The sequence below is a fragment of the Sulfobacillus thermotolerans genome (genome assembly GCF_039623705.1).
Classification (GTDB): domain Bacteria; phylum Bacillota; class Sulfobacillia; order Sulfobacillales; family Sulfobacillaceae; genus Sulfobacillus; species Sulfobacillus thermotolerans.
In genome coordinates, this window is the sequence record NZ_CP133983.1 from 2,482,379 (window position 1) to 2,494,706 (window position 12,328).

14 protein-coding genes and 2 pseudogenes are annotated in these 12,328 nt (G+C 51.7%); 6 read left to right on the forward strand and 10 right to left on the reverse strand.

Features of this window, described 5'->3' with window-relative positions; genetic code table 11:
* Positions 1 to 55 precede the first annotated feature (55 nt).
* Positions 56 to 1,687: an APC family permease gene (locus ORD20_RS12915; protein ID WP_242968415.1), complete on the forward strand. Its 1,632-nt coding sequence runs from the start codon at positions 56 to 58 to the stop codon at positions 1,685 to 1,687.
* Positions 1,688 to 1,803: 116 nt separating this feature from the next.
* Here ORD20_RS12915 and ORD20_RS12920 read toward each other — a convergent pair whose 3' ends face one another.
* Complete coding sequence (locus ORD20_RS12920) at positions 1,804 to 2,802, reverse strand: hypothetical protein (RefSeq protein WP_103375137.1); 999 nt, start codon at positions 2,800 to 2,802, stop codon at positions 1,804 to 1,806.
* A 185-nt stretch (positions 2,803 to 2,987) separates the two neighbouring features.
* On the opposite strand from ORD20_RS12920, the pseudogene ORD20_RS12925 reads away from it, so the two are divergent.
* A pseudogene (locus ORD20_RS12925) lies at positions 2,988 to 3,179 on the forward strand (glutaredoxin family protein); the annotation flags it as partial.
* Positions 3,180 to 3,209: 30 nt separating this feature from the next.
* On the opposite strand, the pseudogene ORD20_RS12930 reads toward ORD20_RS12925, so the two are convergent.
* From ORD20_RS12930 to ORD20_RS12940, 3 genes and pseudogenes are all read right to left on the reverse strand, one after another.
* Positions 3,210 to 3,416 (reverse strand): annotated as a pseudogene (locus tag ORD20_RS12930) (thioredoxin family protein); the annotation flags it as partial.
* A 12-nt stretch (positions 3,417 to 3,428) separates the two neighbouring features.
* Positions 3,429 to 3,860, reverse strand: a complete 432-nt coding sequence (locus tag ORD20_RS12935) for a hypothetical protein (protein WP_103375140.1) — start codon at positions 3,858 to 3,860, stop codon at positions 3,429 to 3,431.
* Positions 3,861 to 4,051: 191 nt separating this feature from the next.
* Complete coding sequence (locus tag ORD20_RS12940; protein WP_430626723.1) at positions 4,052 to 4,201, reverse strand: YgaP-like transmembrane domain; 150 nt, start codon at positions 4,199 to 4,201, stop codon at positions 4,052 to 4,054.
* Between ORD20_RS12940 and ORD20_RS12945 the strand changes: the two genes are divergently transcribed.
* Entirely contained in the window at positions 4,134 to 4,529 is a 396-nt protein-coding gene (locus tag ORD20_RS12945; protein WP_430626248.1) for a histidine phosphatase family protein, read from the forward strand. The genes ORD20_RS12940 and ORD20_RS12945 overlap by 68 nt on opposite strands.
* A gap of 7 nt (positions 4,530 to 4,536) precedes the next feature.
* Here ORD20_RS12945 and ORD20_RS12950 read toward each other — a convergent pair whose 3' ends face one another.
* Complete coding sequence (locus tag ORD20_RS12950) at positions 4,537 to 4,815, reverse strand: SHOCT domain-containing protein (protein WP_103375143.1); 279 nt, start codon at positions 4,813 to 4,815, stop codon at positions 4,537 to 4,539.
* Between the two features lie 68 nt (positions 4,816 to 4,883).
* Between ORD20_RS12950 and ORD20_RS12955 the strand changes: the two genes are divergently transcribed.
* The gene (locus ORD20_RS12955) at positions 4,884 to 5,426 is read left to right on the forward strand and encodes an arsinothricin resistance N-acetyltransferase ArsN1 family A (RefSeq protein WP_207654635.1); all 543 of its coding nucleotides are present in this window, start codon (positions 4,884 to 4,886) and stop codon (positions 5,424 to 5,426) included.
* Positions 5,427 to 5,437: 11 nt separating this feature from the next.
* Here the strand turns inward: ORD20_RS12955 and ORD20_RS12960 are convergent, their stop codons facing one another.
* The gene (locus ORD20_RS12960; protein WP_103375144.1) at positions 5,438 to 6,025 is read right to left on the reverse strand and encodes a CPBP family intramembrane glutamic endopeptidase; all 588 of its coding nucleotides are present in this window, start codon (positions 6,023 to 6,025) and stop codon (positions 5,438 to 5,440) included.
* Between the two features lie 202 nt (positions 6,026 to 6,227).
* Between ORD20_RS12960 and ORD20_RS12965 the strand changes: the two genes are divergently transcribed.
* Positions 6,228 to 8,360: a S9 family peptidase gene (locus ORD20_RS12965; protein WP_103375145.1), complete on the forward strand. Its 2,133-nt coding sequence runs from the start codon at positions 6,228 to 6,230 to the stop codon at positions 8,358 to 8,360.
* A 5-nt stretch (positions 8,361 to 8,365) separates the two neighbouring features.
* Here the strand turns inward: ORD20_RS12965 and ORD20_RS12970 are convergent, their stop codons facing one another.
* Together ORD20_RS12970 and ORD20_RS12975 are read right to left on the reverse strand one after the other, a co-directional pair.
* Positions 8,366 to 9,190, reverse strand: a complete 825-nt coding sequence (locus ORD20_RS12970; RefSeq protein ID WP_103375146.1) for a hypothetical protein — start codon at positions 9,188 to 9,190, stop codon at positions 8,366 to 8,368.
* A gap of 86 nt (positions 9,191 to 9,276) precedes the next feature.
* Positions 9,277 to 10,035: a class I SAM-dependent methyltransferase gene (locus ORD20_RS12975; protein ID WP_103375147.1), complete on the reverse strand. Its 759-nt coding sequence runs from the start codon at positions 10,033 to 10,035 to the stop codon at positions 9,277 to 9,279.
* A 256-nt stretch (positions 10,036 to 10,291) separates the two neighbouring features.
* Here ORD20_RS12975 and ORD20_RS12980 point away from each other — a divergent pair, with 256 nt between their 5' ends.
* Entirely contained in the window at positions 10,292 to 10,708 is a 417-nt protein-coding gene (locus ORD20_RS12980) for a J domain-containing protein (protein WP_103375148.1), read from the forward strand.
* Positions 10,709 to 10,751: 43 nt separating this feature from the next.
* Here the strand turns inward: ORD20_RS12980 and ORD20_RS12985 are convergent, their stop codons facing one another.
* Together ORD20_RS12985 and ORD20_RS12990 are read right to left on the reverse strand one after the other, a co-directional pair.
* The gene (locus ORD20_RS12985; protein ID WP_103375149.1) at positions 10,752 to 11,237 is read right to left on the reverse strand and encodes a hypothetical protein; all 486 of its coding nucleotides are present in this window, start codon (positions 11,235 to 11,237) and stop codon (positions 10,752 to 10,754) included.
* A 102-nt stretch (positions 11,238 to 11,339) separates the two neighbouring features.
* Positions 11,340 to 12,296: a potassium channel family protein gene (locus tag ORD20_RS12990; protein WP_103375150.1), complete on the reverse strand. Its 957-nt coding sequence runs from the start codon at positions 12,294 to 12,296 to the stop codon at positions 11,340 to 11,342.
* Positions 12,297 to 12,328 lie beyond the last annotated feature (32 nt).

The window sequence follows — 12,328 nt, forward strand, 5'->3', positions numbered from 1 at the left end:
TTCAGACAACATGTAGGTTTTAGACAAAATGATACCGTAAAGAGGAGGCACCACATTGATTAATTTAGAGCGGGGCTTGAAACGTGAATTATCCTTTCTCGATCTGACCATGTCCTCGCTGGGGGCCATTATTGGATCCGGATGGTTATTTGCGGCCTTTACGGCGGCGTATTTGGCGGGACCGTCATCGATTTTCAGCTGGGTCATTGGTGGCGTGATTGTCTTGTTCATTGGCTTGGTCTATGCTGAGCTAGGTTCGATGATTCCGGAATCCGGGGGCATTGCGCGCTATACGCAATACTCGCATGGGCACTTGACGAGTTTTATCGTCGGGTGGGCCGCGGTGATTGCGTATGCGTCGGTGCCCGCCGTAGAAGCCGAAGCGACAGTGCAGTATATGAGTCACTTTTTCCCGGGACTGTATGTCAAGTCCACGTTGACTACGTCGGGGTTGATTTTCGCTGCCCTGTTGATTGTGGCCTTTTTCACCGTGAACTACTTTGGAATTAAGGTGTTTGCGCGGATTAACACACCGCTCACGATCTGGAAATTTTTCATGCCGACGTTGACGGTGATTGTGTTGGCCATTGTCGGGTTGCACGGCACCAACTTCAGCCACATTGGGGGATTCATGCCGATGAAATCCTCGGGAATGTTGGGGGCGGTCGCGTCGGCCGGGATTGTGTTCTCCTACTTGGGCTTTCGGCAAGCGGTGGACTTGGCGGGAGAAGCGAAAAATCCCCAACGGGACGTGCCTCGCGCCTTGATTGTGTCGATTGTGATCGGCATTATTCTCTACACCTTGTTGCAGGTGGTCTTTATCGGAGCACTCCCCACCTCGGTGTTGGGCAAAGGCTGGGCCGCGATTGCGTCCAATGCGCAAATTGCAGGGGCGCCGTTTGCCCAGTTGGCCATTTTTGCGGGCTTGTCGTGGTTGTCGACCCTGTTGTTTATTGATGCGTTCTTGTCGCCCGCCGGCACGGGCAGTATTTATCTGGCTTCCACGACGCGCGTCTTAGACGCGCTGGGCCGCAATGGCTATATGCCCAAGGGCTTAGCGAAAATCAACCCCAAGACGGGGATTCCCAGCATTGCCTTGGTGGTCGCGGCCATCATCAGTTTGATTTTCTTGGCCCCGTTCCCGGCGTGGCAGTCGCTGGTGGCGATTGTGTCGGGAGCCACCGTCTTTACCTACATGGTGGGACCGATTTCGGCCGCCGTGTTTCGCCGCACGATGCCCAATGTACCGCGGCCCATTCGCTTAGGCGGCTTGTCGTGGATTGCGCCGGTGGCGTTTATTGGCGCGTCCTTGATTATCTACTGGGATGGCTGGGTCGCTGACGAGAAACTCTTGGGCATTATCTTGATTGGCGTGGTCCTGTATTTGATTATCAGCGCCATTGTGCCGCAGACGATTGCGAAGCCCTCGGCACAGTCATTTAAGTCCAGCGTATGGATGGTGTTCTATCTGCTATTCATGCTGGCGATGTCTTATTACGGCTCGGGTGTCTTTGGAGCCCCGGCTAACCACGGCAAGGGCTTTATTCCGTATCCGTGGGACTTGGTAGTGATTGCGGTCGTCTCGTTGCTGTTTTACTACTGGGGGGTATCGAGTGGTTACCGCAGCAAAGCGGCGGATGAAGTGTTGGAAGCCCTCGAGGAAACCCGCGAGACGGGCGCGTTATAAAGGTCAGTCCCGAAAGGCTAGCAATCCCATTAAAACAAAAGGCGGCTCGTAATGAGCCGCCTTTATTGTTATTTATTAGACGCGAGACTGATGAGACGCGCCTGTACCAAGTTCTTTCAACCTGACAGGGTTAGGTGGCGCGAGAGCTCATCGCTCACTTTTTGTACTCCACGCTGGACCTCCTCGGCGGGCACTGGCGTGGGGGGAGACATTGTTTCTGCAATACGTGCCCATGCTTTATGATAGGCCTGTGCGTAGAGAAAATATAAATTATCTAATTCATCACGAGCGCCAGCCGTGAGGCTGGCTTGTGTTAAGTCATAAGTGACGTCCGTTGTGTGCGGGGTTTGCCAGTGCGGAGCAACGCAATGACTGATTAGCCACTGTGACTGCGGTAGATAGAGATGGTCGAAATGGTCGGGGTTAATGCCGCAATGCAGAAAAAGAACAGAGTGCCCCGACGCCAGAGCCCGTTTGCCGACGGCGGCCATGAGGGCGTGAATCTCTGATCCCGGGGGACTGATAAGGAGGTGGCGGCGTTTTGCGGGCCAACTTGCATCAGTCACAGGTGAATAGGGTCCCTGGGAGGATAAGGCTGTCCCAAATGCATGGAAGCTTTGACCGGCCTTTGGTATTGGGCATACAGAGACCATCTCCAATAATCGTTGTTGAACATCATGTACGGCCGCGGAGAGTTGGGGTACTGTACGCCAAAACTCACGGATATCTTGCAGATAGTCACTGGCGATGCGGAGGTGCCGGTAGACATCAGGAGGCAGCGAGGGATAACGCACGGTAGGCGCGTCTAAACTAACCGTGTCAATAACGGCGGTTACTCCGCTGATCTGCCATGATGAGTGATCCATGATAATAGCGGTATGACGTGATGGGATGACAAGCCCTGTCAAAAGGTTGGGATTTAAGGGTTCATGAAAGCGCCACAGCTCTATACCGTCTAGGTTATCGGCGAACGCTGTAAGAACAGCGGATATCGTCACATAGTGTCCCTTAAGAGCGATGATGTGGCGGGCATTTTTCAGCCATTTGGCATAATAAGAACGATATCCGTGGGCGGTATGAGCTGCGGCTAGGATATCATAATGTGCGACGGCCATTCTTCATCACCTCCGGCGTTGCTAATCACCATACGTGGGAAGGATGAAAGTGTGCCATTACGGCGAAGTTATTGCCGTTAAAATACCTCTAGGGGTATAATCAAGGCAACATATATTGTTTCTATGCGGGAGGTGGGCATATGGCCGTTATTGTGTATACCACACAAACTTGACCCCATTGCCGGAGCGCGAAGCGGTTCCTGCAAGAGAGGAAAGTGCCTTTTAAAGAGGTGGATGTTTCAAAAAGCGCCCAGGCCGCACAGGAATTGCAACGCAAATCCGGACAAACCGGCGTGCCGGTGATTATTGTCAATGGGACAGTCATTGTGGGTTTTAATCGCCCTAAATTAGCTCGAGCACTAGGGGTGAGAGAATAAAAACAAGGCCCGTCTTGGGCCTTGTTTTTATTATTGACCAGCTGCCTCTAACACAATTTTTAACAATTGGTTCTCGGGGACAGCTCCTGTGACATCGAGCTTGCCGTTGACGACGGACTTGGGAACACCATAGACATTATATTTGCCTGCGAGGTCTGGGAACTCGCTTGCGTCCACCATGTCTGCCACTACGTTGGGTGATTCTAGAGCCATATCATGTGCCAGGCGTACAGCCCGGGGACAATATGGTCACGTAGGGGTGGTAAATACCTGGATGTGCACAGGTTGCGTTAACTGCGCCAGCGCTTCTTTGGCTTTGTCTGTCAGATTGACCGTGTGGGTTGAAACTGCTTTGATGTCTTCAAGAAACGCACCAAATTCATGCCCACTGGGAATGCCGACAAAACGTATGCCGGTTGCACGGCCTTGGTTGTCTAGCAAGTTGGCAATAGGACCAGAAATTGGCTCGTTACCGGGATGTCCGGGTTCTAGAACAGGCGCTTCGGAGGTTTGGCTCACCATGACCAAGTCGGAAAGATCCGCTACTTCATTGGCCAAGTCGGTAAAGACTTGAGCGGTTTCCGCTTCAGGACCCGGATAAATCTGAATAGTAACCGAATCCTTTAAGTCTTGAAAGAACTGGGTGACTTGGTCACGAATTTTTTCATCCAAATAAGCCACGTTTTTCACCTCCTTATGTACTGGGGTAAAGACCGCAGGGCAGATGGACGAATCGGGATGCATCAGCCAAGATAGTGCTGCAATCTGGAACCCAGGAAAATTGTTAAAGACCACTGGTTGAAGGTGATCTCCCGATGTGTTTACCTTAACATGTAACCAATTGTTGTCAAGAGCTTTCTTGTCGCACTGGTTTATGCGTGGGAATGGCGCCTGACCGTCGACCAGTTTAATACATCGTATAGCAAGCAATAGCCGGTAACGGCGGTCACAAGAATGATCCCACCTAAAGCCGACATTATCGCGGTGCCGACGGTAGACATGGCAGTGGTTAGGGGCCAAATCCATAAAACGGCAACGATGGCTAGGCGCACGAGACGATCAATAGGTCCGACATTTTTTTCTAGACAGGAGGACCGCGAAGCCGCCATAGACCGTATAAGTATGTGTCTTAAAGAGTTAATGCGAGCGAATCCCGGTCGGTCCATTGGCGTCGTCGCGCATGGGCGCATTTTAGCCTTGTTTTATAGTCATATGCTGGGGCGCTCGGTGTCGCTGCTGGAGTGGTTGTCGGTTCCGGTTCCCGCCGTGTGTGTCATCGACGGAGATTCATGGAAAATAGAACGAGCTTTTCAATACAAAGAATTGTCTGATAATAATCAAGATTGGTAATAAAGCCCTACCAATCTTGAGAAGGCGATCGCGATTTTAGCAACCGTTCAACAACTTGTTCAAACTCTTTGTCTGTGAGCTCTCCTCGAGCATAGCGGTCTTGAGCGATTTCTAAGGGTGTGGGCTTCGGTTCCGGCAGGCGATGTGCTACCGTGGGGTCGACTAACCACCGGCGCCGATTCCTAGGCCGGCGCAATAAGCGCAAGGAGAAACGCCACAATAACAGCAGCATAAAGAAGTTAAAAATCGCGGTAGGAATTTCGGTAGACGACTGCGGCAACATCATTGGGCACCTACCCCCTTGGCAAGGCTAGCGTTCTTCCTTTATCTTAATAGCTAATGCGGGAATGCTCAATGCTAGCGGTGACAGAAAATTTTGGAGGATGGTTAAATATTGTGGATGTGTCGGTAAGAGTCGCGCAAAGTCAGGACCTTGAGGCGATTCGTGGGATTTACAATCAAGGCATACTGGACCGTATCGCGACCTTGGATGCTGAGCCCAAGAGTCCGGACGATATGATGATATGGTGGGATGCTCATCGAGGACGCTATGGAGTTTTGGTCGCCGAGATTGGACATCAGGTGGTGGGTTGGGCATCCCTCAATCCTTATTCTTCTCGTCAGGCCTACCGCGGAGTAGCAGAGCTGTCCATCTATGTGCACCGTGAGTACCGAGGACAACACATTGGACAGCAGCTGTTAACGCAGTTAGAAATCTTGGCGCGCCAACACCTCTTTTATAAAATTGTTCTCTTTACATTTCCCCATAACATGGCGGGTCAACGGTTGTATACCAAAATGGGTTACCGGGAAGTGGGCATTTTCCAGCGTCAGGGATATCTTGATGGAGCATTTGTCGACATTATGGCCATGGAAAAATTTATTCAAACACTATAGCCTTGCCGGGATTACAGAAGCCCTCGGGATAGGGTCAGATGGCCTAATCCGGGAGCGATCATCGCAATCAGTGTCGCTATCATTACGATAGTTGTTGTCCAATGCGACTCAGGCCCGTAAGGGCAATCGGGAATGGTGCGCATGTGGGGAGAGGGGAGAAGCGGTCGGGTTTTTTCTCCGCTTACCGTAAACCCTAACCACCATTGAGCGAGATTCCAGCCAAAATGCGCCGCGACCGCGGCCCAAAATCCCCACCAAATAAAGATCGCCCCTAAAATCGTACTGACCAGAATGAGGTTGATAATGGCACTATAGGATAGAGTGCCGTTTGTACGGTGGGCCACCGTAAACGCTGCGACTGATACAATAAATGCGGGCCCTAGTCCAATAAAGCGGCTCGCCACTCCTACTAATAGCCAACGAAAGAGGCCTTCTTCGAACAATGCCATCACGAGCAGCCACATTCCCAGACGTAATTGCTTCGGAAATGCGACGGGGTCGCGGACAGGGTGTTGAATCACCTGATTGCTAAGACGCAATAAGCCCCAGACCATCAAAAACGCGACGATACTGCCACTAAAGCATGCCATAACGGTCATCGGGAACCTCCTGCAAATGGAACGAGACATTGGTTGGATCGATGTAAAGCGGGCGATACACGTACGGTGACGGATGGCGGTCCCGTAGGCAACGTCTCATGGTTTGTTCTCTTTTATCATAGTACAATGAAACAGGTATGACGGGAAACAACGATACGACTGACCAGAGATAGTGAATTGGCGATTAGAGGGAGTAGACATAATGCAAACTGACAAGAAAGTGACGTGGGAGCAAATAGCAACGGTTCCCGCGCCTGGGCTCAATGTCCCCATTCATTGGAAGTTTACACCAGACAATCAACATCTGACCTATTTGGCCCCGTCTGGTGATAATCCTGCGCTGTCGTTATGGACGCTTGACTTGTCAACCATGGCGTCTCGGGTTTTGGCGGGTCCAAAGAGCACGCCAGGTCATTCTCTTGAGGAGGAATTGCGACGCGAACGGCAGCGAATGCCGTGGGAAGGCATTACCCACTATCAATTTGCGCACTCTAAGGCACATCGTGTGTTGATTCCACAAGGCAGTCAATTATGGCTCCTAGACATCGACAGCATGGAACAATTTTTCCTGGCACCTGCCGAAGGCGCAGAAGATCCCTACCTTATGGGAGATGGCGAGCGGGTTGTGTTTGTACGAAATGGTCAGTTGTGCTTGTTCGACTCCGTGTCTGATACCGTGCGCGTATTGGCTGAGCCGCGCGAAGCGGGGATGACGTGCGGGCTGGCGGAATATGTTGCCCAAGAAGAATTTGATCGACCCCACGGATATTTTGTGAGTCCGAATGAAGAGTGGATTGCGTTTGAAGAAGTGGATGATCGCCACATCCCGATTTATCCTATTGTTCATTGGGATGAGGAAGCTACGCGAATCGAGACGCATCGCTATCCCTTCGTCGGGCATGCCAATGCGCTTTTTCGCCTAGGTGTGGTGGAAATCGCTTCGGGCGCTACCGAGTGGGTAGACGTCCGGGGTTTTGCAGACGGTTACTTGGTGGATGTCCATTGGTCCCCAGATAATCGACTGGTGGTATCGCTGTTGACGCGTGATCAAAAAACGCTTACGGTGTTCGCCTATAACCCGCAAACCCATCAGCAGACGATTTTGTGGACGGAGCACGCTGATGATTGGATCAACGTGACCCACGATATGTGGTTTTTAGATTCGGGGGCCATTGTGACGACTAGCGAGCAAAATTCAGACGGGTTTCGTCATGTGGTTCTTCGGGAGCCAGGACGACGCGAGCGTTGGGTGACGTCCGGGGCGTTTATGGTCACGCGGATTGTGGCGCTTGCGCCATCGCAGGACTATCTATTTGTAGAAGCCACCAAGGAATCGCCGTTGGAACGCCATCTATATAGGGTGGAGTTAAGTACGGGTCTTATGGAGCGTCTAACGGAAGAAGCTGGGGTGCATTTCACGGTTTTCTCCAAGGACTGCCGCTGGTATGTTGACCAGATATCCAACTTATCGCATAGTCCAGCCGTACGCTTGGTTCAACGCAGCCACGAGGTTGCGCCAATCGTGTTGCATCAGCCTATCGATGCACGAGACGTGGCCCTATCAGAGCCAGAATTAGTGGAAATCCCCGCTCATGATGGCACCATCTTGTATGGCGCAGTGTACCATCCCCAGCAGATGACGGAGGAGAAGGCCCCTGTTGTCGTCGCGGTCTATGGGGGCCCTCACGCGCAGATGGTGACGAGAGACTGGCGTCTGACGGTGGATTTGCAGGCTCAGTATTTAGCTCAACACGGGTTTTTTGTCCTTAAGGTCGATAACCGGGGAAGCGCCAACCGCGGCAAAGCTTTTGAAACCGCGATCAATCGCCGCTTTGGTACAATTGAGCTCGACGACCAGATTGCCGGAGTGCAGTGGCTCGGCGATCATTATCCTGTCGATCTCAGACGTGTGGGGATCTACGGGTGGAGTTATGGGGGCTATATGACGCTTAGTGCGCTTCTTAAGGCGCCGGATGTATTTTCTGTTGGCGTAGCAGGCGCTCCCGTGGCAGATTTTCGCTGGTATGATACAGCCTATACCGAACGCTATATGGGTACCGATGAGACAAACCACGAAGGATATGAATACGCATCCACGCTAAATTTTGTACACAATCTGCAGGGGCAGCTGCTGATTATTCATGGCTTCATTGATGAAAATGTCCATTTCCGTCACACAGCCCAAATGATACAAGCGTTGACAGCTGCTCATAAAGACATTGCGCTGTTGGCGTTGCCCAAGACCCGTCATATGCCCCGTGGCTATGATGTGTTGTACATGATTGCGAAAGGCCGTAGTGAATTTTTTGAAAAGCATTTAATGGGCCAAGCTTGACTGACTTATGATGTTGCCATGGGAGCGACCATCATCGCTTTGGTGTATCCCATGACAAATCCCAATTCGCTAGCGTGACGCTCCGTGGCGCTGCCGGGGTCGGTTTGGATAATCGCCCACTCGCAGTGGGCCTCGGCGGCCATCTCTAAGCGCTTGGCAATGAGCATGTGATGGAGCCCTTGATTGCGGTGGGTGAGTTGTGTGCTGGCGGCAAAAAGCATGGCGATGGGGCCTTGAATAGAGATTGCGGCCGCGGCTCCCCAGACGCCATGCACTTTTGCTAACACGCCCGTCGAGCTGTCGTGCTGCAAAAAGCATGTAGCAAATGTGATGTCGTCAAGAGAAGGCGGACCATCGATTTTAAAGCCGGATGCCACAATGTGTGCCCATTGGGACACAAGCGGCGTGTTTTCTTCAACTATCTCGATCGAACCGACTGGGGGGAAGAAATGACGCGGTCGAGAACAGAGTGGCTTATACCAAACGTGGGTAAAATGGTCGAGGCAATACCCGTGGTGCGCCAACACGCTGAGCCATGTGGGGTCTGAAAACGATGTAACCTCTATACGTGCAGGCATGTCAAACTGATCATAAAAGGACTCGATTGCGGCTAGGTCGTTTTCATTGCCACGGCATGGCAGGCCGAACCCTGACGCATAACTAAGTGGCGACAGGTGACCTGCAAAAAGTGCTTGTCCTCCGTCCCGGGACATGTCTGCGAAATCTCCACCTGGCTCATAAGTCACATAGCGCGCTAAATGCTGCCGGTGCATGGTGGTTTCGGTTTGTTCAAAGGCTTCTACCAAGTCTCTATCCAATACGGTCCTCATATTCCGCCTTCTTTCGATGACGTAGATAGCAATAATCTTATCAGGACGTCGGGGCTTTATGGGAGTGTGTTCACATCTAGCGTGAGCTAAAGGACTCGCAAGGTGGCGTTGAATGGGTTCGTGGGCTTCGTGGCGAGAAAAAAGGCGCGGCCTGAAAATTGTGGGTCAGTGGACAGAGAGACGCCTTTCATTATCTGTATCGCAGAGAATCCGGTCTCACGGAGCAGCTGCGCCACCATTGATAGTTTATAGGCTCGTTGTTGCAGGACAACATCGGACCTAATCCATTGGCGGTCGTGCAAGATGAAAATAGTCGCATTGAAGGTAGCCAGTCGGGACCGTAAGTCGAATTTGCTGTGAAACGTTGCGACGTGGTCGGGATGAATCATGGCGTCAGTGCGAGTCCACTGTGCTTGATATTTTTGTAAAGTGTTGACGTCAAAGAAAAATTTTCCTCCTGGCTCGAGCGTGGCGAAGACGCGCGAAAAGACTGCCATTAAATCGTCTGCCGTGAGCATGTGATTTAAGCTGTCAAACAGCGAGATTACGGCACTCGCCGGGTGGTCGCACGCGAATGTGCGGGCGTCTTGCAATAAAAGCTGTGCGCCAGGTGCTTCCCGTTTAGCATAAGCGAGCATGTTGGGTGAGTTGTCGATTCCGGTCACCGCAAATCCTTGAGAGACCAGATAACCGGCGGTCTGTCCGGTTCCACAGCAGAGATCGATGATATGTCCCCCAGGCGCTAGCGCTGACAACAATACCCGGGATAACACGGGGCGCACCGTATAAGAGTAGCCCGCCCAATGCCGATAGTACAGCCAAGCAAAATTATCATACTCGGTCATGCTGAGCCTGCCTTTCTATGGGGAACATGAAGCCATAGTCTCTTCGAGTCAATCCATCACGTGGCCAAAGAGTTTATGGTTTGTCACAAACGAAGTGTATGATGGCCCCATGGATGCGTCAAGACTGAAGGCCGACGGGCCTAAGGTTCACAGCGTTTGGAGCGAGTATTGTTCCATGCTATGATGAGGTTAATGATAAAGGGACGGTGACGACAATGTACATGGGAGATTTTGCTTATGGAGGCGAGGATGGTCCATGACACGCCAAGATGCGGCGGATTTGTTAGGCGTTGGTGTGGATGCTGATCCTCAAGAAGTCCAGCAAGCATTTCGGCGACAATCGCGGCGCCTTCATCCCGATAACGGGGGAGAAGCGTCCCAATTTATTTTGTTGCAACGCGCTCGGGATGTTATGCTGAATCCTGCTGATGCAACTCAAATGAAGGCACAGATTAGTCCTGCACCCTCTGTTAAACCCTTGTTATCCTATCCGGTGCGGTTGTCTATTGCCGCGATAAGGCACCCCCACTTGCGTTCTCGCGCCTTGAAGACATGGATCGCTATTATCGTCGGGCTACCGCTGGTCTATTTGATTGCGCATGAATTGTTCGCGATCGTCATGCTTCCCCTTATGGTGGCTTTGATAATTTGGATGGTGATTCGGTCGCGGTAAAAATCGGGCCCCCATCATAGTGCAGGGGGCCAACGATATCTACTTAGTGAGACGGGCTGACTTCAAAAATGCCATAGAGGCCGATACCGCCATCCTCTGAAACAGGGCAAATATACGTATAAATGCCAGCTTGGTTTGCCGTGAAATGGGCTTGGCCGCTTTCTTGGGGATTGGTGACGCCAACCTCAGAGCCTACAAAGGCAAGCGGCTTGTGTGCTGCACTTTGCGGGTTCTGAAATGGTGGCTTATCTGCAATCAAGCGCCACCCATGTGGATTGGCTGTGTCTTGGTTTTGGAAATTTACGGTGACGTCGGATCCTAAGGGAATAATGATGCGCGGATCGTCGAGTCCACCAATATGAAACATCACATCTGAAAACTCTCGCGATAGGGCTGCGACGTCCATCTGGACGTGTTGGTTGTGGAAGATAATGCGATTTTCTTGGGAGTCTACACTAGCGTCCGGAGGAGGTGTCATGGCAAAATGCGTAAAGTGGGTACTAGTCGCTGATTGCAAGTGCTGGTCCATTATTTTCGTCTCCTTGTCTGACCCAAAGTGCCCTAAACAAAATCAGGACGGTCCGTGCTATTATGCGCGCAGCAGACGGTGGGCATACCATGCGACGCGGATTCAGCGGATATCGGTGGCGGTTAAAAAGAGCACGTGATCGTCCGCCTCCAGTACAGGATCGTGTTCGACGCCTAAAATCACATGGTGCTCATGCACAATACCCAGCAAAATGCCGGGATAACGGTGGCGAACTTGGCTCAAAGGCAGGCCGACCCACTGTTCTTCTATGGTCCGCTCGCGGAGCACATAGCGCTCTGAGCCTAATAAGCTCAGTAAGAGGTCGGCAGCGTGCGGGGTTTCAAGGCTTTTGGCTACAGTCTGGCCTAATAAATTATCGGCGGCGACGGTATGCTCGACACCTAAATCCTTTAAGGCTTCAGCCACTTTGGCACTTTGGGTGATAGCCATAATTGGTAAAGTTGGTGCTAAATGTTTTAAAGCAATAGCTGTTAAGAGCACCTCGCCATCCGTGGCTCCTGAAACCAACGCTTGCCGTGCCGTCTGCGGACGCGACTTGGCCAATACTTGGGGATTTGTTGCATCACCGGAGATCAATCGAACGCCTTCAGGAACCGAGCTAGGAGGCACATCAGCTACGACCACGACTTGAGATTTTTCCTCGATAAGGTCGTCGAGCAGATGGGCGACAGTGGCGCTAAATCCATACACGATCAAATGGCCGCGATGGTCCCAAACTTTTTCCAACCCTAACACTCTCCTTATGTGTATCGACGCAAGAATTGCCGCCCAACCAGCAAATACCGCACCCATAAGCGGAATGGTCGTTAACATGACCCCCATGGCAATGACGCGGCCTGCCGTATTGTGCGGGGTGACATCTCCGTATCCTACCGTAGTCGCCGTGGTGATGGCCCAATACAGGGCAATGAAGAATGAGGTATGCTGCGTGATGGCAAATAACGTCGCACCACCAATCATGCACAAGACGGCCATCACAAATAACACGAGAATCTGGTGTTGTCGAATTTTTTTCCAGAGTACAATAAAGATAGTCACGCGTCCTATCCTCCTTGGCGTTATTTTACCGC